Source organism: Haloferax sp. Atlit-10N (assembly GCF_003586325.1).
GTDB classification, from domain to species: Archaea; Halobacteriota; Halobacteria; order Halobacteriales; family Haloferacaceae; genus Haloferax; species Haloferax prahovense.
Genome location: NZ_PSYX01000001.1, coordinates 313331 through 335357 on the forward strand (window position 1 = coordinate 313331; position 22027 = coordinate 335357).

General features: G+C 68.0%; 27 protein-coding genes and 1 tRNA gene. 12 read left to right on the plus strand and 16 right to left on the minus strand.

Annotated features, from left to right (window positions below):
- Position 1: 1 nt before the first annotated feature.
- From C5B91_RS01665 to C5B91_RS01675, 3 genes are all read right to left on the minus strand, one after another.
- Positions 2-1456: an ATPase domain-containing protein gene (locus C5B91_RS01665; protein WP_115819011.1), complete on the minus strand. Its 1455-nt coding sequence runs from the start codon at positions 1454-1456 to the stop codon at positions 2-4.
- Between the two features lie 112 nt (positions 1457-1568).
- On the minus strand, positions 1569-2795 hold the full coding sequence (locus tag C5B91_RS01670) for an orc1/cdc6 family replication initiation protein (RefSeq protein ID WP_004972987.1): 1227 nt from the start codon (positions 2793-2795) through the stop codon (positions 1569-1571).
- A gap of 610 nt (positions 2796-3405) precedes the next feature.
- The gene (locus C5B91_RS01675) at positions 3406-3681 is read right to left on the minus strand and encodes a hypothetical protein (protein WP_049913366.1); all 276 of its coding nucleotides are present in this window, start codon (positions 3679-3681) and stop codon (positions 3406-3408) included.
- Between the two features lie 214 nt (positions 3682-3895).
- Here C5B91_RS01675 and C5B91_RS01680 point away from each other — a divergent pair, with 214 nt between their 5' ends.
- From C5B91_RS01680 to C5B91_RS01695, 4 genes are read left to right on the plus strand one after another with little or no spacing between them, the layout of a single operon-like run.
- A complete protein-coding gene (locus C5B91_RS01680) occupies positions 3896-4852 on the plus strand; it encodes a DUF4129 domain-containing protein (RefSeq protein WP_008091952.1) in 957 nt (318 codons plus the stop codon).
- Positions 4849-5421, plus strand: a complete 573-nt coding sequence (locus C5B91_RS01685; protein ID WP_049968107.1) for a hypothetical protein — start codon at positions 4849-4851, stop codon at positions 5419-5421. Before C5B91_RS01680 ends, C5B91_RS01685 begins: the two co-directional genes overlap by 4 nt.
- The gene (locus C5B91_RS01690; protein WP_049968108.1) at positions 5418-6686 is read left to right on the plus strand and encodes a DUF58 domain-containing protein; all 1269 of its coding nucleotides are present in this window, start codon (positions 5418-5420) and stop codon (positions 6684-6686) included. The genes C5B91_RS01685 and C5B91_RS01690 overlap by 4 nt, the downstream gene beginning before the upstream one ends.
- Positions 6674-7180 (plus strand): hypothetical protein, encoded by a 507-nt coding sequence (locus C5B91_RS01695; protein WP_008091959.1) that lies wholly within the window; start codon positions 6674-6676, stop codon positions 7178-7180. Before C5B91_RS01690 ends, C5B91_RS01695 begins: the two co-directional genes overlap by 13 nt.
- A gap of 41 nt (positions 7181-7221) precedes the next feature.
- Here C5B91_RS01695 and C5B91_RS01700 read toward each other — a convergent pair whose 3' ends face one another.
- Entirely contained in the window at positions 7222-8172 is a 951-nt protein-coding gene (locus tag C5B91_RS01700) for a MoxR family ATPase (protein WP_008091961.1), read from the minus strand.
- A gap of 189 nt (positions 8173-8361) precedes the next feature.
- Between C5B91_RS01700 and C5B91_RS01705 the strand changes: the two genes are divergently transcribed.
- Positions 8362-8446: transfer RNA gene (locus C5B91_RS01705), tRNA-Ser, on the plus strand.
- A 191-nt stretch (positions 8447-8637) separates the two neighbouring features.
- Here the strand turns inward: C5B91_RS01705 and bluB are convergent.
- The gene (gene bluB, locus C5B91_RS01710) at positions 8638-9294 is read right to left on the minus strand and encodes a 5,6-dimethylbenzimidazole synthase (protein ID WP_049968109.1); all 657 of its coding nucleotides are present in this window, start codon (positions 9292-9294) and stop codon (positions 8638-8640) included.
- Positions 9295-9398: 104 nt separating this feature from the next.
- Here bluB and C5B91_RS22250 point away from each other — a divergent pair, with 104 nt between their 5' ends.
- On the plus strand, positions 9399-9560 hold the full coding sequence (locus tag C5B91_RS22250) for a hypothetical protein (protein ID WP_007275755.1): 162 nt from the start codon (positions 9399-9401) through the stop codon (positions 9558-9560).
- A 102-nt stretch (positions 9561-9662) separates the two neighbouring features.
- Positions 9663-9842, plus strand: a complete 180-nt coding sequence (locus tag C5B91_RS01715; RefSeq protein ID WP_049968110.1) for a hypothetical protein — start codon at positions 9663-9665, stop codon at positions 9840-9842.
- A gap of 93 nt (positions 9843-9935) precedes the next feature.
- Here C5B91_RS01715 and C5B91_RS01720 read toward each other — a convergent pair whose 3' ends face one another.
- Positions 9936-11474, minus strand: coding sequence for a (R)-citramalate synthase (locus tag C5B91_RS01720; RefSeq protein WP_115819012.1), 1539 nt, complete (start codon positions 11472-11474; stop codon positions 9936-9938).
- Between the two features lie 252 nt (positions 11475-11726).
- A complete protein-coding gene (locus C5B91_RS01725; protein ID WP_008091970.1) occupies positions 11727-12074 on the minus strand; it encodes a DUF192 domain-containing protein in 348 nt (115 codons plus the stop codon).
- A gap of 102 nt (positions 12075-12176) precedes the next feature.
- Here C5B91_RS01725 and C5B91_RS01730 point away from each other — a divergent pair, with 102 nt between their 5' ends.
- The 3 genes from C5B91_RS01730 (at position 12177) to C5B91_RS01740 (ending at position 15463) form a co-directional block, all read left to right on the plus strand.
- Positions 12177-12701, plus strand: a complete 525-nt coding sequence (locus C5B91_RS01730; RefSeq protein WP_008091972.1) for a hypothetical protein — start codon at positions 12177-12179, stop codon at positions 12699-12701.
- 116 nt (positions 12702-12817) lie between these two features.
- A complete protein-coding gene (locus C5B91_RS01735; RefSeq protein WP_004044289.1) occupies positions 12818-13369 on the plus strand; it encodes a GMP synthase subunit A in 552 nt (183 codons plus the stop codon).
- Between the two features lie 180 nt (positions 13370-13549).
- Positions 13550-15463 carry a DUF2070 family protein gene (locus C5B91_RS01740; RefSeq protein WP_115819013.1) on the plus strand — a complete coding sequence of 638 codons (1914 nt, stop codon included), beginning with the start codon at positions 13550-13552 and terminating at the stop codon, positions 15461-15463.
- Positions 15464-15570: 107 nt separating this feature from the next.
- Here C5B91_RS01740 and C5B91_RS21910 read toward each other — a convergent pair whose 3' ends face one another.
- The 6 genes from C5B91_RS21910 to C5B91_RS01765 all read right to left on the minus strand — a co-directional run bounded on the left by C5B91_RS21910 (position 15571) and on the right by C5B91_RS01765 (position 17366).
- Complete coding sequence (locus C5B91_RS21910) at positions 15571-15777, minus strand: HVO_0649 family zinc finger protein (RefSeq protein ID WP_147298769.1); 207 nt, start codon at positions 15775-15777, stop codon at positions 15571-15573.
- Between the two features lie 198 nt (positions 15778-15975).
- Positions 15976-16230 carry a DUF3194 domain-containing protein gene (locus tag C5B91_RS01745; protein WP_004972953.1) on the minus strand — a complete coding sequence of 85 codons (255 nt, stop codon included), beginning with the start codon at positions 16228-16230 and terminating at the stop codon, positions 15976-15978.
- A complete protein-coding gene (locus tag C5B91_RS01750) occupies positions 16231-16614 on the minus strand; it encodes a prefoldin subunit beta (protein ID WP_004972952.1) in 384 nt (127 codons plus the stop codon).
- A gap of 43 nt (positions 16615-16657) precedes the next feature.
- On the minus strand, positions 16658-16927 hold the full coding sequence (locus tag C5B91_RS01755; RefSeq protein WP_008091987.1) for a KEOPS complex subunit Pcc1: 270 nt from the start codon (positions 16925-16927) through the stop codon (positions 16658-16660).
- A 1-nt stretch (position 16928) separates the two neighbouring features.
- On the minus strand, positions 16929-17063 hold the full coding sequence (locus C5B91_RS01760; RefSeq protein ID WP_004044283.1) for a DNA-directed RNA polymerase subunit P: 135 nt from the start codon (positions 17061-17063) through the stop codon (positions 16929-16931).
- A 33-nt stretch (positions 17064-17096) separates the two neighbouring features.
- Entirely contained in the window at positions 17097-17366 is a 270-nt protein-coding gene (locus C5B91_RS01765) for a hypothetical protein (protein WP_004972948.1), read from the minus strand.
- A 102-nt stretch (positions 17367-17468) separates the two neighbouring features.
- Here C5B91_RS01765 and C5B91_RS01770 point away from each other — a divergent pair, with 102 nt between their 5' ends.
- Positions 17469-18479, plus strand: a complete 1011-nt coding sequence (locus tag C5B91_RS01770) for an NAD-dependent epimerase/dehydratase family protein (RefSeq protein WP_049913367.1) — start codon at positions 17469-17471, stop codon at positions 18477-18479.
- A 62-nt stretch (positions 18480-18541) separates the two neighbouring features.
- Here the strand turns inward: C5B91_RS01770 and C5B91_RS01775 are convergent, their stop codons facing one another.
- On the minus strand, positions 18542-19267 hold the full coding sequence (locus C5B91_RS01775) for a DUF2103 domain-containing protein (protein ID WP_008092002.1): 726 nt from the start codon (positions 19265-19267) through the stop codon (positions 18542-18544).
- 126 nt (positions 19268-19393) lie between these two features.
- Between C5B91_RS01775 and C5B91_RS01780 the strand changes: the two genes are divergently transcribed.
- Positions 19394-20206 carry a hypothetical protein gene (locus C5B91_RS01780; protein WP_049968599.1) on the plus strand — a complete coding sequence of 271 codons (813 nt, stop codon included), beginning with the start codon at positions 19394-19396 and terminating at the stop codon, positions 20204-20206.
- A gap of 28 nt (positions 20207-20234) precedes the next feature.
- Here the strand turns inward: C5B91_RS01780 and truD are convergent, their stop codons facing one another.
- Together truD and pth2 are read right to left on the minus strand one after the other, a co-directional pair.
- Positions 20235-21620, minus strand: coding sequence for a tRNA pseudouridine(13) synthase TruD (gene truD / locus C5B91_RS01785; protein ID WP_115819014.1), 1386 nt, complete (start codon positions 21618-21620; stop codon positions 20235-20237).
- Positions 21620-21958 carry a peptidyl-tRNA hydrolase Pth2 gene (gene pth2, locus C5B91_RS01790; RefSeq protein WP_008092008.1) on the minus strand — a complete coding sequence of 113 codons (339 nt, stop codon included), beginning with the start codon at positions 21956-21958 and terminating at the stop codon, positions 21620-21622. Before pth2 ends, truD begins: the two co-directional genes overlap by 1 nt.
- Positions 21959-22027 lie beyond the last annotated feature (69 nt).

Consider the following 22027-nt stretch of genomic DNA (forward strand, 5'->3'; position numbering starts at 1 on the left):
GTTACTCAGCCTCGTTCCACGTCGGCGTCCCCGTGAGGATGCCTCGGAGTTCGTCCAGCGGTTCGCCGACGACGATGCCGTCGCTCCCGATTTCGAACGACCGGAGCGTCGGCTCGAAGGAACCGAATCGCTTTTTCAGGACGCCGATGGCCTTGCGAATCTCGCCGCGCACCTCGATGTACCGGATGAACAGGATGTTGTCCGCGAGGTAGCTCACGTGGTTGTCGGAGGCGTAGAACGCGCCGGTGACCTGCTGTACCTCCTCGGTCAGCACGACGGTGACGCCCATGTTCTTGAGGTACCGCGCCAGCGCGTGGAGTTCGCGGCGGATGTCGCTTCGCTCGTCGGTGAGGCTGAGTTGGTAGCCGGCCGTGCCGTCTATCAGCACGAACTCCGTGCCGTTCGCCTCGACCTCGGCGCGGACTCGGTGGGCGAACTCGTCGGTCGAAAGCGAGAGCGGTTCGACGGCGTCGACCCGGAGGGCCCCCGACTCGACGAGGTCGTCTATTGGGATACCGATGGACTCGGAGCGGTGCCGGAAGCTCGCTTTGCTCTCTTCGAAGAGGTAGACTGCGGCGCGCTCGCCGCGGTCGGCGGTCGCCCGCGCGAACGCGGCCCCGGTGGTCGATTTTCCGACGCCGCTCGGGCCGCTGATGAGCGTGATGCTCCCGCGCTCGATGCCGCCGCCGAGCAGGGCGTCGAGGTCGTCGATGCCGGACGAGAGCGGTTCGATGGCGAATTCGCGGTGGTGCGACCCGGGGACGAGCCGCGGGAAGACGCGTATGCCGCGGTCGCCGTCGATTCGCATGGCGTGCGGCCCCGTCTGGGAGTCCGACCCGCGGAACTTCTCGACGCGAACCGACCGTCCCTCCTCGGACCGCAGGAGCGACAGCGACCCGTCACAGAGGTACGCGAGCGTCTCGTCGGTGTCGTCGCTCGACGGCTGGCTCGTAAACATCGTCGTCGTCCCCGACTGCTTGAGGTAGCTCAGGAGTGACGAGACGAGTCGACGGAACTGGTATTTGTCCGACGAGAGCCGGCCGAATTGGCTCAGCGGGTCGATGACCACCCTGTCGGGGTCGCGTTCCTCGATTGCCGCTTTCAGTTCGGTCGTCGTCGATTTCCCTTCGACCTCGCTCGGCGACAGCATCGTGTACGCCTCGTCGTCGAGGAACGCCTCGGGCGACGGGCTCAGGTCGAGAATCGGTACCGCGGCGAGGTCGAACCCGAGCGTCTCGGCGTTCGCTCGGAGGTCGGCCGCCGACTCCTCGAAGGAGACGAAAAGGACGCCTTCGCCGCGTTCGACCCCAGCCGACAGGAAGTGGTAGCCGACGATTGTCTTTCCCGCCCCGGACGCTCCACGGACCATGTACGTCCGGTTCGGCATGAGCCCACCGTCCAGTACCGAATCGAGTCCATCGATTCCCGTGGAGAGCCGCGGGGAGAGATCCGTCATGCTACTCACGTCTCGCCGGCACACCAAGAAACTACCACCGTCTCGGCGTGCCACGCCTCAGAACAACAGTCTCAGAAAAAGGTCTCGGGAGAGGCGCGGCGTCCGGTGGGGTTCAGACTGCCTCGGCCTGTTTCGCGGTCTTCCGAATCTCGTCGAGGACGGAGTCGAGAGCGAGCACGTCCGAGAGCGCTTCCATCGCGCTGGCGAAGGGGACGTCGAGCGCGTAGCTGTAGTAGTTCCCGCGCGAGCCGGTGCGGTTCTCCTCGGCCGAGAGGATGCCGAGCATCCGGAGGTCAGAGAGGTGGTTGTGGACCGACCGCTGGGCCAGCGGGTCGATGCCGGCGGAGTTGCACAGCCGGAGGTACTCCTGATAGAGGTCGCGCATCCGACACGGCGTCTCGTCGTGGGCGGCCTTCGAGACGACCGCGAGGAGCGCGAAGTGACCGTTTTCGGTGAGCTCGCGCATCCCCTCGACGACGCGCTCCTGTTCGAGCTTCTGCCGGGCGATGTCGACGTGGTCGAGCGTGATTCGCTCGTCGTCTTTGTTCTCGGCGTGTTCGCCGGCCAGTCGGAGGAGGTCGAGCGCCTGTCTCGCGCTCCCGCTGTCGCGGGCGGCGAGCGCCGCACAGAGGTTGAGCACGCCCTCCTCGCAGGCGTCTTCGGCGATGGCGACCTCAGCGCGCGATTCAAGGATGTTCTGCAGTTCGGGCGCTTGGTACGGCGGAAAGTGCAGTTCGCGCTCGCAGAGGGTATCCTGCACGCGCGGGTCGAGTTGGTCGTGGAACTTGAAATCGTTCGAGATGCCGATGAGGCCGACCTTGGCGTCTTCGAGCTTGCCGTTCGAGCGCGCTCGCGGGAGTTCGTAGAGGAGTTCGTCGCGGTCGCCGATGGAATCCACCTCGTCGAGAACGATGAGAACCGTCCCGCCCACGTCGTCCAACTCCTGAAACAGTTTCTTGAAGACGGTCTGTTGGGGGTAGCCGGTCGAGCTAATCTCCGCGCCCGGTGGTCGAAGCTCGTTGACGAGTTCGACCGCCACCTGATACGAGGAGTTGAGCGTCTTGCAGTTGATGGAGATGACGCTGAGGTCCACGTCGTCGTACTGCGAGACGTCTTCGAGGAGCATCTCGAGGAGGAATTCGGTGACCGCGGTCTTCCCCACGCCGGTGTTTCCGTACAGGAAGACGTTGTTCGGCTCCCAGCCGTCGACGACCGGTTGGAGCGCGTCCATGTACTCCGAAATCTCGTCGTCGCGCTCCTCGATGCGCTCGGGCTTGTAGGACTCCCCGAGGGCGTCCTTGTTGGTGAAGACGTTTTGTTTTCGCTCGAACCGGCGCATTAGCGTCGGTCCGTTGTGGCGTCCCCTTATTTAAAACCCCGATTTCATCTGATTCATGTGAATTGCGGCGGCGGTGTCGTCGGGGGTTGGACGACGTGTTCGGGTTGGAATAGTCGCCTCCCAACCAACTCTTGGTACCACATATCGTGGTTCGTGTGAACTCGTTTGAACAGACACACACCACTTTTGCAAGTGAATAGGAGGATACGAGAGTAGCTAGTAGAACAACAGAGCGCGAGTTCAACTAAAGCGTTGACATGTCTCGGTGCCCGCGGTGCAGTTTGCAGTCAAACGTTTCTGTCGTGAACGGCCCGTAAACGGTCCAGTTCGGGAGAAATCACCTGCAACGGTGGTGGGTGACGACGTTCGAGTCGCGACCGAGGTTCACTTGCACCCGTGCTCTCTCCGAGTGCCCGCCGATGGCACCCCCTCTCGGCGTTACCACGCTTCACGTGCAACGGTGGTGTCTGTGTGTCTCCCCCGCCCCTTCTTCCCGCCGCCAATTCACTTGTAACCGTGGTGTGTGGGTGTCGAGCCTCGGCTTTCGTCCGCCGTACCCGCGGCTGTTTCACTTGCACGGGTGGTCTGTCTCGTCTCTTTCGAATGGTTACTATCCCACAATCTGAGTAATCTCAAGAACCTGAAGTGAGAGAAGTGCCACAACACCCAAAACGACAGCCCAGAACCCTATGTCGCCAATCTCGAAGTCGGATGGAGAGCCAGTAGTCATCTCGTATACGGATGCACTCGCCAGTCCTATTCCAGCGATGCTACCCAAAATGATTGGTAGGCTTGTGCTCCCGTCGGCGAGAGCGGAGATTGATTCGATTGCGAAGGCTGCACCATATATCGCCAGGAGTGCGTTAAATACGTAAAATCGTTCCATGCCGTAGTAGTGCTAAAGTATTAACATAAATCACGAGGCCGAGTGTGTGACCGACTCGCGCGATGTATTCAGCACGGCCTCGACAAGCTAGCAGCGGTTGAGGAGTTTAGCAGCAACATCCGGTCCGGTCGGGTACCGAGGTGACGTCGCTCACGTCCCGACGACCGCTTCGTCCCTCGAAATGTCTTTACCCCGGATACTGTTACCTACCATCGTGGACCGTTCCGCCCTCCGCGCACTCGCGCTCGCCCTCCTCGCGGTCGTCGCCCTCTCGGTCGTCGCCGCCACCATCGATTCGACCGTCGTCACGAGCGGCGGTCCAGTCGGATTCGGTGGCGGTGAGACCGGGGGCGCAGTCGCTGGTGACACGAACGGGACCGGCGTGCAACCCTCGGGGTCGTTCGACGGTCTCAGCATTCCGACGCCGTGTCTCCCGTGGCTGCTCTCGCCCGGAATCCTCGCCGGGGTCGCCCTCGTCTTCGTCCTCCTCGGCGCGTACGCCTATCGAGAGACCGGTTCGTTGCTCCCGCCGCTTGCTATTTTCGTGGCGCTCGGCCCGCCGGTCGTCTTGCTTTTCGCCCTCCTCACGGCGTGTCGCCGCGAGTTCTCGTTTTCGTCTCGCGCCGCGGCCGCCGCGCGAAACGTCTCGTTTCTCCCCGCCGGTGGTGGCGGTAGCCTCGGCGACGGCGGCGCGGCACAGGCCGTCTCGCCGCCGACGCTCGTGTTCGGTCTCCTGCTCGCGACCGCGCTCGTCGTCGCTGTCTTCCTGCTCGTCACCGGGACCGGCGACTCGCCCGAGGCCGACGATGAAGTCGCGCCCATCGACGAGGACGAGGGGCCGAACGTCGCCGCCGTCGGACGGGCCGCCGGGGCCGCGGCCCAGCGCATCGAAGACGGTGACGCCGACGTGGAAAACGAAGTGTTCCGCGCGTGGGGTGAGATGACGGCGCTCCTCGACGTGCCGAACCGCCGCGCCGCGACGCCCGCCGAGTTCGCGGATTCGGCCGTCGACGCGGGCATGGACCGCGACGACGTGGGTGACCTGACGACGCTGTTCGAGGAAGTCCGCTACGGCGGCTTCGAGGCGACGCCGGAGCGCGAGCGCCGCGCGGTCGACGCGCTCAGGAACATCGAAGACACCTACGCCGACGCGACGGGGGACGACCGATGACGCTCGCGCGTCGGCTGTTCTTGCTCGTCGGCGTCGTCGCCACGGCCGCGGGCTTCGCGGTCGTCGCCGGCGTCTCGCTCGGCCTCGAACTGACGGACGTCTTTCTCGGTCTCGTCGCAGCGCTCGCGGCGCTTCAGGGGCTTCGGTACGTCCAGCGCCGCCGCGAAACCCCGATGAACACCACGGTCACCGGCGACCCGGAAGCGAGAGTCGCGGTCCCGATACCCGGCTCCGACTTCGACGACGACCTCGTGTCGGCGATGGGTCGGCACACCCACTGGGCCGCCCGCAAGCGAGTCGTCGACCGACTCGAATCGCGGGCGACACAGGCGCTCGTCGCCCGCGACGGTCGCGCCCCCGAGGAAGCGGCCGCGCTCCTCGACACCGGCGGCTGGACCGACGACCCGGTCGCCGCGCGCTTTCTCGGCGCGTCCGTCTCGATTCCGCTCCGACAGCGCGTCCGGCTCTTCCTGTCGGGACAGTCGTCGCTCACCGACCGTGCCGGGCGAACCGTCGCCGCGATAGAGCGAATCGGCACCGACGACGACTCCACGGGTGAGCGCCGATGAGCCGCGGGTTCGACACCGAACGCTGGACCGGTCTCGACGGCCTCGTTCTCGTCGCGGCCGGCGCGGGCGTGTTCACCCGCGAGGCGTCGCTGCTCCTCGCGGCCGGCCTCGGCGTCGTCGTGCTCGGCTACGTCCGGGTCGCGGCGATTCCCGAGGTGTCGCTCCGAATCGAGCGCGACCTCTCGGACGCGACGCCCGACCCCGACGACGAGGTCGAGGTGACGCTCCGGGTCACCAACGAGGGGTCAGGGACGCTGTTCGACCTCCGCGTCGTCGACGGCGTCCCGCCGGCGCTCGGCGTCGCGGACGGTCCTGCCCGACTGGGAACGGCGCTCCGACCGGGAGCGACCGCGACCGCGACCTACACGGTCACGGCCGTCCGCGGCGAGCACGCGTGGGACGAGACGGTCGTCGTCGTCCGCGACCCGAGCGGGGCCGTCGAGTCCCGCGAGACGGTCAGCGCCGAGACGACGCTCCGGTGTGAACCCGAACTCGCCGCGACCGCCGACCTGCCGCTTCGCGGCCTCACCTCGAAGTACGCCGGCCGCGTCGAGACCGACGTGCCGGGGTCGGGACTGGAGTTCGCCTCAATCCGCGAGTACCGCCACGGCGACCCGATTCGGCGCATCGACTGGAACCGCCGCGCTCGCACGGGCGAACTCGCCACCGTGGAGTTCAGAGAGGAGCGCGCCGCATCCGTCGTCCTCGTCGTCGACACCCGCCCGGAGGCGCACGTCGCCCCCGACGACGAGGCGGAGACCGCGGTCGAGCGCTCCGTCGACGCCGCGAGCGTCGCCTTCTCGGCGCTCCTCGACAGCGGCGACAGCGTCGGCGTCGCGGCGTTCGGCCCCGACGAGTGCTGGCTCGCCCCCTCGTCGGGCGCCGACCACCGCGCCCGCGCCCGTCGGCTGTTCGCGACCCACCCGGCGTTCGCGCCGACGCCGCCGGACGGGGCCTTTTTCCCGTCCGTCGCGGTCCGCCGGCTCCGGCGTCGGCTCGCCAGCGACGCGCAGGTCATCTTCTGCTCGCCGCTCGTGGACGACTACGGCGTGTCGGTCGCCCGCAGGTTGGAGGCCTACGGCCACGCCGTGACGGTCGTCTCGCCCGACCCGACGACGACCGCGACCATCGGCGCGCGGCTCGCGCGCATCGAGCGCGACCTGCGGCTCCGCGAACTCCGACGGAGCGGCGTCCGCGTCCTCGACTGGGGTGACGAACCGCTCGGGGTCGCGCTCGCGCGGGCCGAAGCGGGGTGGTCGCGGTGAGCGAAATCACCCGCAAGCCGACCCGCACGGGGACCGCGATGGCGCTGTCGGTCGCCGGACTCACGACGTTCACACTCGGGTTTACCACGTCCACCGCGGCGGTCGGCGGCCTCGTCGCGACGGTCGCGCTCGCCGCGGGGCTGTTCCGGGGCTCGCGGCGCATCGTCGACGCCGCGGGCGGGCTGTTCTTCCTCTCGCTCCTCTTCGCGGGCGCGACCGGGGCCGGAACGGAGGCGCTCCTCCTCGCCGCGCTCGGCTCGATACTCGCGTGGGACCTCGCCGAGAACGCGCACTCGGTCGGCGAACACCTCGGCCGCGAAACCGATACGCTCCGGCTCGAACTCGTCCACGCGGCGGCGACGCTCGTCGTGCTCGCGGTCGGGGCAGCGGTCGTCTACGGCGCGGACCGGGCGGCCGCCGGCGGCCAGCCCATCACGGCCGTCGTCTTACTCTTGGTCGGGGTGGTCGCGCTCGTGACGGTCGTCACGCGCTGAGCGGTCTCTCGCTGTCTTCTCGATTCTCCTCGATTCCCGCCTCACTCCAGCGTCGGCACGGTCACCCGGCCGAGCACGTCGTCGACGACGTCCGATTTCTGCACGTCTTCGACCCGCGCGTCCGGTGTCAGAACGAGCCGGTGGGCGAGTACGGACTGCGAGACGCGTTTCACGTCGTCGGGCGTGACGAACTCGCGGCCCTCGATGACGGCGCGGGCGCGGGTCGCCTCGAACAGCCGTTGGGTCCCGCGGGGGGAGACGCCGATGCGGACTCGGCGGTCGGTGCGCGTCTCCCGCGCGAGTTTTGCCATGTATTCGAGCAGGTCGTCCTCGACGCGGACTGACTCGGGCGCGCGGCGGATGGCGGCGACGGTGTCGCGGTCGAGGACTCGCTCGACGCTCGGGCTCTGTTCGCTCCGGCCGGCGCGCCGGTGGAGGAGTTCGACCTCGCCGTCGAGGTCGGGGTAGCCGATGGCCGACTTCACGACGAACCGGTCGACCTGCGCCTCGGGGAGGGTGAACGTCCCCTCCTGCTCGACGGGGTTCTGCGTGGCGATGACGAAAAAGGGCCTCGGGAGCTGGTGGGTCTCGCCGTCGACGGTCACCTGTCCCTCCTCCATCGCTTCGAGGAGGGCGGCTTGGGTCTTCGGCGGCGCGCGGTTGATTTCGTCGGCGAGGACGACGTTGGCGAAGATAGGACCCGGCGAGAACTCGAAGGTCCGCTCGCGTTCGTCGTAGATGTTCGTCCCGGTCACGTCGGCGGGAAGCAGGTCCGGGGTGAACTGCACGCGGGAAAACGACAGTCCGAGCGCGGTGGCGACGCTCCGCGCGGTGAGTGTCTTTCCGGTTCCCGGGACGTCTTCGAGGAGGACGTGACCGCGGGCGAGGACGCCCGTCAGGACGGTTTCGAGGAAGGCTCGGTCGGCGATGACGGCCTCCGAGATGGCGTCGAGCACCTCGGCGCACGTCTCGCTGGCCGTGTCGATGTCCATACACCTCCCGGGTCTGCGTGCGACTTATTCCCATTGGTCGCCGGCGCTCGCTCGCCCGTCGGCGACACCGCCCGCTCCGCCCGGACGCAGTTGGGCCACAGACTCGCCGACTGCGTCCGTGTGAGTCCTCGCCGCGGCCCTCGGAAATCGAAACGGATTAAACTATCCGCGAGAGAGACAACGATGGAAGCCGAGGTAGCCTAGCCCGGCCAAGGCGGTAGATTCGAAATCTACTGTCCATTCGGACACGTGAGTTCAAATCTCACCCTCGGCGCTTCTTCCGAACGTCACCCCCCGAGAGACGCTCGTGTCTCTCGCCCTGCGTGACGAGGCTGTGCGACGACCCGAGATTTGAACCAGCGAGCGAACGCAGTGAGCGAGTGAGGTTCAAATCTCACCCTCGGCGCTTCTCGCGGCCACAACGTTCCGAGCGGCGCGTCTCGTCGCGCCGCGGCTCCGATTCTCTTAGACAGACCCGCAGTCCCACTGCTCTCGATGGACGAGTTCGCTCGTGTCGATGCGCTCGCGCCAGCCCTCCCGCTGAAGCACCGGCTCCTCGGGAAATCCGTCCTCGGGATAGCCGACACAGAGATACGCAATCGGCGCGACGTGGTGCGGAATCCCGAGCACCTCGCGGACCTCGTGCGGATAGAGAAACGACACCCAGCCGACGCCGACGCCCTCGGCCCGCGCGGCCAGCCAGAGGTTCTGCACGGCGAGACACGTTGAGTAGGTGTCCATCGCCTGCATCGTGTTACGTCCGAGGACGTGCGGGGCGTCCCGCGTCGGGTCGCACGTGACGCAGATGTTCACCGGCGCGTCGGTGATGCCCTCCAACTTCAGCCGACCGAACTCTGACTTCCGGGGCTCTCGATAGCCCTCGCGGGCCGCTGCAATCGCCCGCTCCGCGATGGACGCGACGGCCGTCTTCGTCTCGTCGTCCTCGACGACGACGAAGTCCCACGGTTGCGAGAAGCCGACGCTCGGGGCGTGATGCGCGGCGTCGAGCAGTCGAGCCAGCGTCTCCTCGGACACCGGGTCGTCGCTGAACCGCCGAATGTCCCGCCGCGCGTATATCGACTTGTACACGCCCGCCCGCTCGGACTCCGTGAATCCAACCATCGTTTCGATAGTCCAGACTGGCTTGCAAATCGGTTCTGATACGCCAGACGGCTCACGCTTCGCCTGCCGAAATAGTTACTAATCAGACACGAATGGTGGACCGTATGGACGCCACACTCGAACACAGACTCGAAGTCATCATCGCCCTCCTGTTCCTGTTGCTCACCATCGAGGTCTACCGACTTGCCGGCTACTTCGGCGTCGCGTTCGTCATCGTGGCCACTCTCATCACCTTCGGACTGGGCTCGAAGCCGAGTTCGACCTGAGTCGCGCTCTCCCCGCGTGAGCGCCTCCCCCGCGCAGTCCCCTGATTTCACTTTCACTCTACTAGGATGCGATACATATCCCCTGCCCGCATCAGCGCAAGTATGAGTGCGAACGTAGCAAGCGCGGACACGGGCGAACGGGACGGGACGCGACGCATCGACGTGACGACGGTCCGGACCGGCCGCGTCGCCGACTTCGCGGAGACGGAACTCGGCGACGCCGCTATCGGGTTCGAGCGCCGGGGCGGCTGGACCTACCTCGTCGCCAAAGACACGCAGTAACTCGGGGTCGACTGCGGTCTCTGAGCGAAATCGGTCGGCCGCGAGAAGGGAAGTGGGAGCGGGAGCGAACGCGGACGCGATAGGGTCGTTTTCTCAGTCGTCGGCCGACGCGGGCGTCGGCGACGTGTGATTCGGCGCGAGCAGTCGGTCCAGCGCGTTCACCATCGCCTGGACGCTCGCCCGCGTGATGTCGGCGTGCGACGCCGCGACGGTGACGCTTCGGTCGCCGAGCGACATCGTCACCTCGACGGTCACGACGGCGTCGGTACCGCCGGTGATGGCGTCGACGTGGTACTCGTCGAGTTGGGCGTCGGCGTCGGGGCCGAGCGCCTCGCGGACCGCCTTCACCGCGGCGTCGACCGGCCCGGAACCGGTGCCGGAGGCGACGCGCTCTTCGCCCTCGACGCGGAGGCGAACGCTCGCGGTCGGCGTACCGCCGCCCGAGGCGGCCGTGAGGTCGAGCAGTTCGACCTGTCTGGCGCGCTCGCGGCCCTGGACGTCTTCTGCGAACGCGAGGAGGTCGGCGTCGGTGACGCGCTTGCCGCGGTCGCCGAGTTCCTTCACGCGCTCGACGACGGCCGCGACTTCCTCGTCGGTGGCGTCGACGCCGTGTTCGTCGAGGGCGGCCTTGACGCCGGCGCGACCGGCGTGCTTCCCGAGGACGAGCCGGCGCTCGCGGCCGACCGTCTCCGGCGGGTACGGCTCGTACATCGCGTCGTCCTTGAGCGTCCCGTCGGTGTGGATGCCGCTCTCGTGGGTGAAGGCGTTCTGGCCGACGACCGCCTTGTTCGGCGGGAGCGCGACGCCCGTGGCCTGTGCGACCTTCTGGGCGAGTGCGTAGAGTTCGTCGAGCTTCACCGACTCCACGTCGTAGCAGTGGTCGAGCGCGATGGCGACCTCTTCGAGCGCCACGTTGCCGGCGCGCTCGCCGATGCCGTTGACCGTGGTGTGGACGAGGTCCGCGCCCGCGGCGAGGCTGGCGTGGACGTTCGCCATCGCGAGGCCGAGGTCGTCGTGGGTGTGCGTCGAGGTCGGCCCCAGTTCGGCGAGCCGGGAGACGACCTCGTAGGTGTGTTCGGGGCTCGTGTGGCCGACCGTGTCGGCGAAACAGAAGCGGTCGGCACCGGCGTCGTGGCTGGCGCGCGCGAGCGATTCGAGGAACTCCGGGGCGGCCCGCGAGCCGTCTTCACCGATGACCTCGACCCAGAGGCCGTGGTCCTTGGCGTAGGCGACGAGTTCGTCGGTCGTCTCGACGACACCCTCGCGGGTCGTCCCGACTTTCGACTCGACGTGTCGGTCGCTCGCCGGCACGACGAGCGTGATGCCGTCCACGTCGCAGTCGAGCGCGAGGTCGACGTCGTTCTTGACGCCGCGGGCGAAACTCGTCACCGTCGCGTCGAGACCGAGCGACGTGACGCGCTTTATCGTCTCGCGCTCGCCGGGGCCGGTGCAGGCGCTCCCGGCTTCGATGTAATCGACCTCCGCGCGGTCGAGCGCGCGGGCGATATCGGCCTTCTCGGCCGGCGTCAGCGAGACGCCGGGGGCCTGCTCCCCGTCGCGGAGCGTGGTGTCTAAGAGCTGTACTGAATCAGAAGTGCGTAGCTCGGGGGTCTTCCCGAATCGTTCGTTCACGGTAGAATCGTGTCCTTGTAGGTTAGAACCGTCGAATTTCACAGCCAGCCGTCTCGCGACGACTTACTCTATCCTCCGTCGGTGTGGTAGGTCCCGACATAGTAGTTGAACACATATGTCGTCGAGTGTATAAAAGAGATGGTTCCGACAGTAATTGGTGTCTCGGCGGGGGTCTCGTTGGAAGCGCGTTCACTTGGCGGCGCGGGGGTCGGCAGCGGTGTCGGCGTCGCGGCCGGTCGTTTGGGCTGCCCCTCACTGCGAGAGTTCGACCAAATCGCCGGGTTCCACGTCGTCGGCCGCGCCCGCGGGGAGTTCGATGATGGTGTCGGCCATGCCGAAGCCGATACCCGTCCACGCCGACAGTCGCTTTTTCTTCGTCACCTCGTCGCCGACGAGCCAGAGCGCGTCGATGTCGAACGGGACGAACACCATGTGGAGGCTGTGGCGGTCGGCGTCGTCGAACCGGAACACGAGGGCGTAGTCGTCCGGCACGGAGCCGCGGAACATCAGCCCGCGCGCCTGCGAGAGAAACGAGTCGGCCGTCTCGACGTCCGACGCGAGTGTCGATTGGGTTCCGTTCTGTCGGTGGACGAGTCTCACGACGCCGGCTTCGACGGCGCGCGTGATGAATCCACCGCCGGGACGACGGTTCGCCCGCCGTCGAGAGCAACGTTTAGGCCCGCCCCGCTCCGAACGCGCCCCATGGAGCGGACGCCGACAGGGACGCCCGTGGGAGTCGACGACCCCTACGACCACGCCGGTCGCTGCGACCACCTCACGAGCGACGGCGCGTGTCGCCTCGCCCGCGAGTACGCCGACCGCGACCCGGCGTTCGCCCGCGAACGCGCCCGAGCGGACTACGAATGTGTCGCGGCCACGGAGGGCTGTGACTTCCGCGACTGCCCGCACTACGCGTCGACGACGAGCGGCCGCGAGTGCGTCCGCTGCGGCCTCGAAGAGGTTCGCATGGCCCACGACTCAGCCGCCCGCCCGTTACTCGAAGAACACCACCTCTCGTACGGCGGCCGCGACGGCGACGAACCCTCCCACGAGATTACGGTCGCGCTGTGTCGGTGGTGTCACACGAAGGTCCACAAGTCGTTCGCCCGCATCGACGACGACGCCTCGCCCGACGTCGAGGCACTCGCCGAGCGGGAGGGCCGCCGGACGAAGGAACTCGACGAACTCGGGTTTCAGACGGCCCGGGACCGCGCCGGCGACGGGTGAGTCGCCGTGGCGAGCCTCGCCCCCCAACCGCCCCCGATGTGCCAATCTGATGCACGGATACGCGTATCTCGACCACTCTTCGATTGACTTTTAGGCACGGTGGTCCAATCCGGGACATGACCCGCATCGTCGTCATCGACAACCACGGGCAGTTCACCCACCTCGAACGGCGCGCGCTCCGCGACCTCGGCGTCGACACCGAACTCGTCGACAACGACACCGACCCCGCGGACATCGACGCGGACGGCATCGTCCTCTCCGGCGGCCCCGACATGGACCGCATCGGCCGCTGTCCCGACTACCTCGACCTCGACGTCCCCGTCCTCGGCATCTGTCTTGGCATGCAGATTCTCGCCGAAGAACTCGACGGTCGCGTCGGCTCCGGCGACTACGGCGGCTACGCCGACGTGGACGTGGAAATCCTCGACGAGGACGACCCGCTCATCGGCTCGCTCGCTCCCGAGACCCGCGTCTGGGCCAGCCACGCCGACGAGGTCAAGGAGGTTCCCGAGGGCTTCACCCACACCGCCACGAGCGACGTGTGTACCATCGAGGCCATGAGCGACGCCGACCGCGACCTCTACGGCGTCCAGTGGCACCCCGAGGTCGCCCACACCGCCGAGGGCGAGGAAGTCTTCGAGAACTTCATCGACATCTGCGAGCGGTAATCGGCATCTGTGAGCGGTCGGTCGTCTTCGACCGCAACTGCGTTCTCCGCGGCGACGCCCCGCTTTCCCTCCGTCGCCGCGGCGGAAAACCGCAATCCGGCGACACGACGCGGTCTCTCACAGTCGTTCCTCGGAAGCAAGCCGAGACATTTACCGGCCTCCGTTCTGTCTGTTCGGGAAATGACCTCCACCCAGAGCGACCTCGCCGGGCTCTCGCGGTTCATCTTCCGCGCGCCCAGCTGGTACACGAGTCTCGGGTTCGCCCTGCTCGTCGCCGCGATGGCGGGTATCGGGGCGTTCGACTCCGGGGACATCGCCAGCTCGTGGCGGGGCATCTTCTTCCTCGGGAGAGACGCTTGGGAAGGCATCTTCTTCATCGGGATTCCGACCGTCGTCGCGGCGTTCGGGACCACCGGCGTCGACCGGTTCGTCGGCGGGAAGCTGACGCACAACCGCTCGTCGCTCCTCGCGCTCGCCGGCGAGGTAATCATCGTCACGTTCCTCACCGGAGCCGCCATCGTCTCCGTCTTCACCGGCCTCGGCCAGACGTTCATCTTCGACGCGCTCGTGGTCGCCCTCGCGTCGGTGTTCGCCTTCCGCCTGCTCATCGTGATGGCCGTCTCGCGGTCGTCGCTGCTCATCGCGGCGGTCCCGGCGAGCATCCAGACGCTCACGTCCGCCGCGCTCCTGTTCGTCTACAGCGGGACGCTCCGCTTCTTCGAGGTCGGCGGTCCCATCCTCGACGCCTATCTGATGCCGTATCTCGCCCGTCCCGACCGGGCACCCCCGGAGCTGTCGGCTATCGCCCTGAGCCACTTCCAACTCCTCGCTATCACCTGCGTCGTGTACGCCCTCGGCGTCTACGTCTTCCTCCGCATCGTCGACCGCCCGTGGCGTCGGAGCCTCGGGGTGTCCGTCCTCGACTTCATCCGCGGCTTCATCGGCCACATCGCCGAGGGGACCCGCGAGCTGGAGGACTTCTTCGAACAGCTCGGCCAGGAGGCAATCGTCCCCGTCACCGTGCTCTCGTTCGAGCGCGAGGACGGCACCGAGAAGGCCCGCTTCGTCCTGCCGATGATTCACCCCGGACCGATGGGCGAAATCGGCGGCGGCAACTTCCCCGAACGCGTCGCCCGACGCTCCGAGGGGCTCGCGTTCCCGCCGCACGCGACCGCCGGCCACGACTTCAACCTCGTGACCGAGCGCGAGGTCGACGTGGTCCTCGACGCGGCCGACGACGCCTACGAGAACATCGAGTACAGCCCCGACGTGACAGAAAGCGTCCGCGTGCAGTCCGGCGACGCGAAGATGCTCGGCCAGCGTTTCGGCGACGACGCGCTCCTCGTGTCGACGTACGCCCCGCAGTTCGCCGACGACGTCGAGTACGCGGTCGGCCTCTCGGCGTCCGCCGAGGCCCGCACAAGCGGCCTCCGGGACGTGCTCCTCGTCGACGCCCACAACTGTAACAACGGACTCCAAGGAGCCGACCTCGGTCACGTCACCCCGGGGAGCAAACGGTCGTTCGACATGATTACCGCCGCCGGCCTCGCGGGCGAGGAACTCTCCGCGTCGTCGCACGCCTCGCTCACCTTGGGGACGGCGTTCGACCCGACCGACTGGACGCCCCGGGAGGGTATCGGCCCGCTGGGCATCCGCGTGGCCGCGACCACCGTCGGCGACCAGACGACCGCGTACGTTCTCATCGACGGGAACAACATGGAACCGGGCCTGCGCGACCGCATCGTCGAGGGACTCACGACCGGGCCGAACGCGAAAGCCGACGTGGCCGAGGTGATGACGACCGACACGCACATCGTCAACACCGTCGAGGCGGAAAACCAGGTCGGCGCGGCCATCGACCCCGACGAACTCCGCGAGACCATCGACCGCCTCGTCGACGAGGCGCTCGCGGACAGCGAACCCGTCGTCGCCGGCATGGCGACCGAGCGCGCCGAGGTGACGATCTTCGGCAACGATCGCACCGAGACGCTCGCCAGCCACGCCAACGTCGTCGTCTCGATGGGCGGGGCGCTCGCGCTCGCGCTCATCCTCGCGGCGATGGCCGTCAGCCTGCTCGTGTTCTTCCTCGCCTAGACGGATAGACGGACGATTCACCGTCACCCGTCGCCTACTCCTGTTCTCCTGCCGCTCGCGTCGCCACTCACGACTCGGTTCGAGCGACGAGCAACCAGCCCGTCGAACTACTTCAGCGAGAGGGTTCGCGTCTCGATAGCGCCGCAACTGGGGCAGACGCGCCGGTAGAACACGCTCGACCCGGACGTCTTTGCCGACCACTCGCCGTCGTCGTCGGTGAAGCCGCACTTCGAACAGGTCAGGTCGGCTTCGGTGTATCGCTCTCGTAACCGGTCCAACGCAGTCGTTCCTCTCGGCGTCCGTCTAATTGACATACGATAACATACACCACTATCACGTTTAATTGTGTCGGGGGATCGCACACCGAACTGCGGTGATACTTACGGAATCCAAAAATCATCGCCCGAATATTTCGCGGTCGGCCCGTGCGCCGACCGGCACAGCGTCGCTCGGGACAGCGCCGTCGCTCACCGGGAGAAAGCGAGTGCGGGGGGTGCCCGCGAGAACGTCCCTTACTCTTCGTCGGCGGCCGCGAACAGTTCGTCCACGGCCTCCTGCGCCGTCAGCGCCGCCTCCTCGGCGACGGCTTCCGCGTCGTCGGCGTCGTCGGGCGCGTTGACGTACACGTCAACGTCGAGGACGCCGTCTTCGAACGTCACGGTGACGTCGAAGTCCTTGACGCGAGACTGCTTGAAGCGGGCGAAGATGAGGCCCTCAGCCGCCTCCGCGGCGGTCTGGACCACTTCTTCGTCCGTCGGCTGTGGCATTTACGCGCCGCCGGGGCCCATCGGACCCGCGCCGCCCGCGCCGCCCTGGAGCATCTGCTGGAGTTCTTCCTGCAGGCTCTCGAACTTCTCCTGCACGCGCGTCTCCTGCTTCGTGAGCTGTTCGACGCGCACTTCGAGGCTCTCGACCTTCTCTTCGAGGTCGTCCTTGGCTGCTTCGTAGTCGGTCTCGATGAGGAGTTCGCCGACCTCGCGGTACATCTTGGAGTCAGCGTCGATTTCCTCGAGCGTGGTGAGCGCCGTCTGTGCTTCGTTGAGCGCGGTCTCGGAGGACTGCTTCTGCTCGGAGACGTTCTGGGCGGTCTCCTGAAGGTTCTGCAGTTCTTCGAGCTTCTCTTGGGCTTCCGGCGGCAGACTTCCCTGCATACCCGAACCGACGGGACGCCGGCCCTAAAACACCCGCGGTCTCCTACGCGGACCCGGACAGTGGCTCGCCGACGTCCGCGACGCGCTCTGCGGTCTCGACGAGGCGTATCCACGAGTTCACGCCCGCGCGGAGCGCGACGAGGTCGTCGGCCTCGACGGTGACGACGACGGTCCGTCCCTCGCGGTCGACGCGGGCACCGGACCGGGCGTCGTCTATCTCGCCTTCCTCGACGGCGACGCTCCGCTCGACGACGCGTGCGCGCCGCTCCTCAGAATAGTCGAATTCGAGCGAAGCGCTGTGCGCTGGACGCACGCTACTCGACGGCGACTTCTTTGACGTTGGGGGACCGCTCCTTCAGCAGGACGCGGTGCCCGCAGTACGGACAGCGGACGCCACCGAACTCGTCCAGTTCGACATCGCGCTTGCACCGGGAACACTTGTAGCTCATTGTGAGATGTGAAGAGTCGAGGCTACTTGGGAGTTATTCGTCCTCGCCGGTGAGCGCGGCGCGGATGGAACGGCGGACCTGCTTGCCTGCGGGGGTCTGCGGGCGGTAGGTACCGCCGGTGAAGACCTCACCGGTCTCTTCGTTCTTCCAGATGCCGGTTCCGACGCGGGTGACGTCGTCGCCGTCGACTTTGGAGTTGCGCATCTCTGCTTCGATTTCCTTGACGCGGCGTCGAGCGACGCGGCCGTACCGCGCGCCGAAGCGCCCGGAACTACCGACGGATCGAGCCTTCTTGTCGGCCATAGTACCGCGAACTACCTCGCCGGTATGGATAAACCCTACGAGTCGTCTCGGCATGTGACGGGCCTAGACACCGCTTTGTCGCCGGCGCGCGTACGGGAGACCATGACACAACACGTGGTGGTTGGTGCCGGCCCGGTCGGACTCGCGGTGATGGAACAGCTCAGGGAGCGCGGGGCGGACGTGGCCGCGGTGACGCGCCACGAACCCGACTTCCTCCCCGAGGGCGTCGAGAGCCGCCTCGCCGACGTGCTCTACCCCGACCGCGCCGTCGCCGCGTTCGCGGGTGCGGATGTCGTCTACCACTGCGCTCAACCGCCGTACGACGAGTGGCCCGAACTGTTTCCCGACCTCACCCGCGGCATCGTCGCGGGCGTCGAAGCCGCCGGCGCGCGTCTCGTCGTCGCCGAGAATCTCTACATGTACGGCCCGGTGCAGGCCCGTCTCACCGAGGACCTCCCGTACGCCGCCACCGGCCCGAAGGGCCAGACCAGAGCCGAGTGCGCCGATATCGTCCTCGACGCCCACGAGGCGGGTCGCATCGAGGCCACCATCGGCCGCGCCAGCGATTTCTTCGGCCCGCGCGTCCGCGAGTCGGCCGTCGGCGAGCAGGTGTTCGGGGCCGCCGTCGCGGGTAAGCGCGCGAAGGTGTTCGGCGACCCGCGACTCGCCCACACCTACACCTACGTCCCTGACTTCGCGCGGGCGCTCGTCCTCCTCGGCGAGCGCGACGAGGCCCTCGGCGAGGTCTGGCACGTCCCAAACCCCGAGACGGTCTCGACGCGCCGCTTCGTCGACCTCGTCTACGAGGCCGCCGACGTCGACCCGGGCTTTCCGCACATCATCGCCGCGCCGGGGCTCGCACTGACCCTCGGCGGCTACCTGAGCGCGCCGCTGAAGGAACTCTCGGAGATGCGCTACGCCTTCGAGGAGCCGTACGTCGTCCGTGACGCGAAGTTCCGCGAGACGTTCGGCGACGCCGTCGAGGCGACGCCGCTGCAAGACGCCATCGCCGAGACGGTCGCGTGGTACGAAACGCAACGGGAAGAAACAGCGGCCGAAGCCGAGCCGATTCACATCGAGACGGTTTCGGAGGGGACCGCCGAGTCGGCCTGAGTCGGCCACTCGACTCCGACTCCAACGCCGACGCCGACGCCGACTCGGCGTGTTTTCCTCCGCTACGTGTCTTGTAACTCGTCTTCTCGCAGCGCCTCGTTCAGGTCGTCGCGGACGCGCTCGCCCGTCTCGCGGTTCATCGCCGTCGTGACGATGCGGTTCTCCTGGACGCTCGACCCGTCTCGCAGGAGGAGTCTGACGTTGCCGTTGTCGTCGGCGCGGGTGACCTTTGCCCGGAGCCCCGTCCGCGACCCGGTGCCCCCGGCGTCGATGGGGCCCGGAATGACCTTCTTGACGTGCGGGTGGCCGGCGACGACGCCGATTGCCCGGCGACCCCGTCGCCCGCCGATGAGCGTGCTGTGGCTCCCGCCCAACTTCTCCGCGGGCGGGATGTCGACGACCTCCAGCGTCCGCTCGCCGCGGGTGTCGAGGACGCGCCGGACCGGGTCGTCGTCGGAGACGCGGTAGAACTCGTGGTGGAGTTGGGCGCGCGTCTCGCGGAGCGGGTCGCGCTCGCCCGCGGCGTACACGGTCCCGGGGCGCTTGCGCCGAATCTCGTCGGCGACGAGGCCGGCGAAGTTGCGGAGTTGGACGACCTTCGTCTCGTCGTCCGACTCGGGAATCGTCGTGACCGTCGTCTCGCCGACTACGTCTTCCTCGTCGAGAAACGTCAGCGTCGCGCGGTCGGCCTCGAAGACGGCCACGACGGCGTCGCAGTTGGCGGTATTGCAGGTGAGACAGTAGTCTCCCGGCTTCTCTAACGGGTTTCCACACCGCCGACAGTGCATATCGACGTGTCGGGCGTGCGCGTACAAAAGGCCGTTTATGCGGGTCGGGGCGGCCGCGCCGCGGTCCCCGGCGCGCGGTTCGCCCAGCGAAACATATTCGTCCCCGTGTCCGAGAGTCCACTCCGTATGCGCCGCCGCGCCCTTCTCGCGTCGCTGTCGCCGCTCGCGCTCGCCGGTTTCGTCGGACTGGTCGCGCTCGCGCTCGACCCCGAGACGACCGTCCGCCTCGCCACGCAACTGGGCCAGTCGGCGCTCGACACGGGTCTCGCTGTCGCCTCGTACCTCCGCCGGGCGGCGCCCCTCTCGACGGCGCTCTTCGCCGTTCTCGCGTGGGTCGCCGCCGGGAGCTTCCGCGCGTTCGTCGCCCACCGCGACCCCTCGGACACGCGGACGACCGCCGAACTCGCGTTCGCGCTCGTCGCCTCCGCGGCCGTCCCGCTCGTCGTCGTCTTCGCCCGCGACAGACCCGTCGTCGTCGCCGGCGCGGGCGTCGCGCTCCTCGCCGCCGGCGGTGCCGTCTTCGCCGGTCGCTCGAACGCCGAGGGCGTCGTCACCGGGTCGCTGTACGCGATGGCCCCCGTGGCGCTCGGCGGTGTCGTCGCGTCGCTCGTCGCCGGCCCCTCGGTGGCCCGAACCGCGACGCTGGCGCTCCCGCTGGCGGTCGGCTACGCGCTCGGCGTCGCCAGCGCCCGCGGCCGGTTCCGCCTCGGCGCGACGGTCTCGGCGCTCGCGTTCGCAATCCCCGCGTGGTCGTACTTCCCGCCGGCCGCGGAGGCTGCCGGCTTCCGGCTGGAGACCGTCGGCCTCGCGGTCGGATTCGCGGTCACCGCGACGCTCTTTTCGCTTCCGTTCGCTGCTATCGGCTACGCGACCACGCGCACCGCGGACGCCGAGCGACGGACAGATACGACCCCCGCCGCGAGCGCCGCAAAACAGTAGCTTCGAGGTTCGCGTCTCGATTTCCGTTTCAGAGGTCGAGCGGGCCGGCCTTCAGGTACTCGCGCATCACGGCCGTCGCGTACGAGCCGTGGGGGAGCGCGAAGTCGAAGACGAGGTCGTCGCCAGCGTCGCCAGCGTCGCCATCGCCGTCGCCGCCCTCGCGGTCCACGTCGAGGTCGGTGCGGACGAGCATCGCCCGGCGCGTCCCGGTCGACCGGAAGTTGCCTGGGAGGTCGAAGTCGCCCGGTTCGAGGTCGAGGTCGTCGAGGACGGCCCGCTCGATGTCGCCCTGTTCGCCCTCGGCGAGTTCGGTGTCGGTGCCGACGAGCGGGGCCGTGACGAACGCGCGGCCGCGTTCGATGTGTCGGCCCATGACCTCGACGCGGCGGCCCGTCGCGGTCTGGAGCCGGCTCACGTCGGGGAGCTCCAGCCCCTCGGGCGCGTCGCGGTCGGCGAAGCAGACCACGTCGCCCTCGACGGGTTCGTCGAACGGGAGGCCGCGGTCGAGGCGCTCCGAGAGCATCCGGTTGAACGCGTAGGACTGCGCGGCGTTGACGAACAGTCGCTGGAGGTTCGACGGGACCGATTCGAGCGCGTTGCGCCAGTCCTCGTCGGTCTCCGCGCCGTCCTCGGCGAGTCGGTGGAGCATGCCGCGCTCGTAGCCGAGGTAGCCCGGAATCCGGTCGAGCGCGCGGTGCCAGTCGGGGTCGGCCGACGCGGCTTCCTCGTCGACGACGGCGCGGCCCGCCTGTGTTTCCTCGGGTTCGTCTTCGGTCGGTCCGCCGCAGTACGCCAACACGGCCTCCCGCCACTCGCCGCGAACGACGTGCAGGCCGACTTTGTGGGTGATGGGGCGGATGCTGCCGAACCGCTGGTGGCCGAAGAAGTTCGGGACGCCGACGCGCTCGTCGCGGCCGCCGAACTCGGCGAGAGCGTCGGTGACGGCCGCGGCGTTTTCGGGGTGTTCGGGGTCGCGGACGCGGATGCGGAAGCCGTTGCCCGCGAGGTCGCCGAAGTTCAGCGTGCGGCCGAGGCGGCCGACGACCTCGATGTCGGCGTTCGGAATCTCGGGCACGTCGTCGGCGTCGCCGCCGTTGACGGTGAACAGTTGGGTCGTCACGGCGTGTTTGTCCTTCGTGCCGGCCCACGAGACGCGCTCTCTACTCGCGTCGAGTTCGTCCGAGAGCCGCCCCGCGAAGTCATTGGTGTCCCAGCCGCGGAGAGTGACGCGGAGCACGAGGTTCGGGAAGTCGCCGGTCGGCGCGTCCGGTGGGCGGACGTTCAGCGAGTCGAGTTCGAGTTCGCGCACGCGGAAGTCCTCGGGAGCGACGCGAAGGCGGCCGCCGACGCCGTCGGCGTCGCTCACGTAGCTGTCGATGCCGACCGCGCGCTCCAGCGGGTGTGCCTCGCGCATCAGTACAGCGAGAGGTCGCCGGTCACGCGGTCGACCGATTCGTCGTCGGCGGGGCCGACCGCCAGCGCCGTCACCGTGCCGGGGTCGAGCTGCGTGTGCCCCGCGTCGCGGATGATGGCGTGGGGGATGCCCGCCCGCTCGGCCTTGTCGGCGAGTTGGAACAGTTCGGACTCACCGTTGGCCTTGAGGACGACTTTCTTCTGTCCCTCGCCCTTCCAGCGCTTCCGGGTCTGCGAGTCGGTGTCCTCGTAGGCGGACAGCGAGGCGTGGGCGACCTGCGCGGCGAGCTTCCCCCGGCCCATGCCGAGGTCGGCGCGTGCGACGATGGCCTGTTTCATGCCCGCTACTCCCCGCCGACGCGGTAAATGTCCTCCCATCGCGGGCGTCGCGTGCGGGGCAGAAGACAT

What these genes read in the sequence shown, in the direction of transcription:
- C5B91_RS01665 (WP_115819011.1), bottom strand. Translation starts at nt 1,456, where the DNA reads ATGACGGATCTCTCCCCGCGGCTCTCCACGGGAATCGATGGACTCGAT.
- C5B91_RS01670 (WP_004972987.1), bottom strand. Translation starts at nt 2,795, where the DNA reads ATGCGCCGGTTCGAGCGAAAACAAAACGTCTTCACCAACAAGGACGCC.
- C5B91_RS01675 (WP_049913366.1), bottom strand. Translation starts at nt 3,681, where the DNA reads ATGGAACGATTTTACGTATTTAACGCACTCCTGGCGATATATGGTGCA.
- C5B91_RS01685 (WP_049968107.1), top strand. Translation starts at nt 4,849, where the DNA reads ATGACGCTCGCGCGTCGGCTGTTCTTGCTCGTCGGCGTCGTCGCCACG.
- C5B91_RS01690 (WP_049968108.1), top strand. Translation starts at nt 5,418, where the DNA reads ATGAGCCGCGGGTTCGACACCGAACGCTGGACCGGTCTCGACGGCCTC.
- C5B91_RS01700 (WP_008091961.1), bottom strand. Translation starts at nt 8,172, where the DNA reads ATGGACATCGACACGGCCAGCGAGACGTGCGCCGAGGTGCTCGACGCC.
- bluB (WP_049968109.1), bottom strand. Translation starts at nt 9,294, where the DNA reads ATGGTTGGATTCACGGAGTCCGAGCGGGCGGGCGTGTACAAGTCGATA.
- C5B91_RS22250 (WP_007275755.1), top strand. Translation starts at nt 9,399, where the DNA reads ATGGACGCCACACTCGAACACAGACTCGAAGTCATCATCGCCCTCCTG.
- C5B91_RS01715 (WP_049968110.1), top strand. Translation starts at nt 9,663, where the DNA reads ATGAGTGCGAACGTAGCAAGCGCGGACACGGGCGAACGGGACGGGACG.
- C5B91_RS01730 (WP_008091972.1), top strand. Translation starts at nt 12,177, where the DNA reads ATGGAGCGGACGCCGACAGGGACGCCCGTGGGAGTCGACGACCCCTAC.
- C5B91_RS01735 (WP_004044289.1), top strand. Translation starts at nt 12,818, where the DNA reads ATGACCCGCATCGTCGTCATCGACAACCACGGGCAGTTCACCCACCTC.
- C5B91_RS01740 (WP_115819013.1), top strand. Translation starts at nt 13,550, where the DNA reads ATGACCTCCACCCAGAGCGACCTCGCCGGGCTCTCGCGGTTCATCTTC.
- C5B91_RS21910 (WP_147298769.1), bottom strand. Translation starts at nt 15,777, where the DNA reads ATGTCAATTAGACGGACGCCGAGAGGAACGACTGCGTTGGACCGGTTA.
- C5B91_RS01745 (WP_004972953.1), bottom strand. Translation starts at nt 16,230, where the DNA reads ATGCCACAGCCGACGGACGAAGAAGTGGTCCAGACCGCCGCGGAGGCG.
- C5B91_RS01750 (WP_004972952.1), bottom strand. Translation starts at nt 16,614, where the DNA reads ATGCAGGGAAGTCTGCCGCCGGAAGCCCAAGAGAAGCTCGAAGAACTG.
- C5B91_RS01760 (WP_004044283.1), bottom strand. Translation starts at nt 17,063, where the DNA reads ATGAGCTACAAGTGTTCCCGGTGCAAGCGCGATGTCGAACTGGACGAG.
- C5B91_RS01765 (WP_004972948.1), bottom strand. Translation starts at nt 17,366, where the DNA reads ATGGCCGACAAGAAGGCTCGATCCGTCGGTAGTTCCGGGCGCTTCGGC.
- C5B91_RS01770 (WP_049913367.1), top strand. Translation starts at nt 17,469, where the DNA reads ATGACACAACACGTGGTGGTTGGTGCCGGCCCGGTCGGACTCGCGGTG.
- C5B91_RS01775 (WP_008092002.1), bottom strand. Translation starts at nt 19,267, where the DNA reads ATGCACTGTCGGCGGTGTGGAAACCCGTTAGAGAAGCCGGGAGACTAC.
- C5B91_RS01780 (WP_049968599.1), top strand. Translation starts at nt 19,394, where the DNA reads ATGCGCCGCCGCGCCCTTCTCGCGTCGCTGTCGCCGCTCGCGCTCGCC.
- truD (WP_115819014.1), bottom strand. Translation starts at nt 21,620, where the DNA reads ATGCGCGAGGCACACCCGCTGGAGCGCGCGGTCGGCATCGACAGCTAC.
- pth2 (WP_008092008.1), bottom strand. Translation starts at nt 21,958, where the DNA reads ATGAAACAGGCCATCGTCGCACGCGCCGACCTCGGCATGGGCCGGGGG.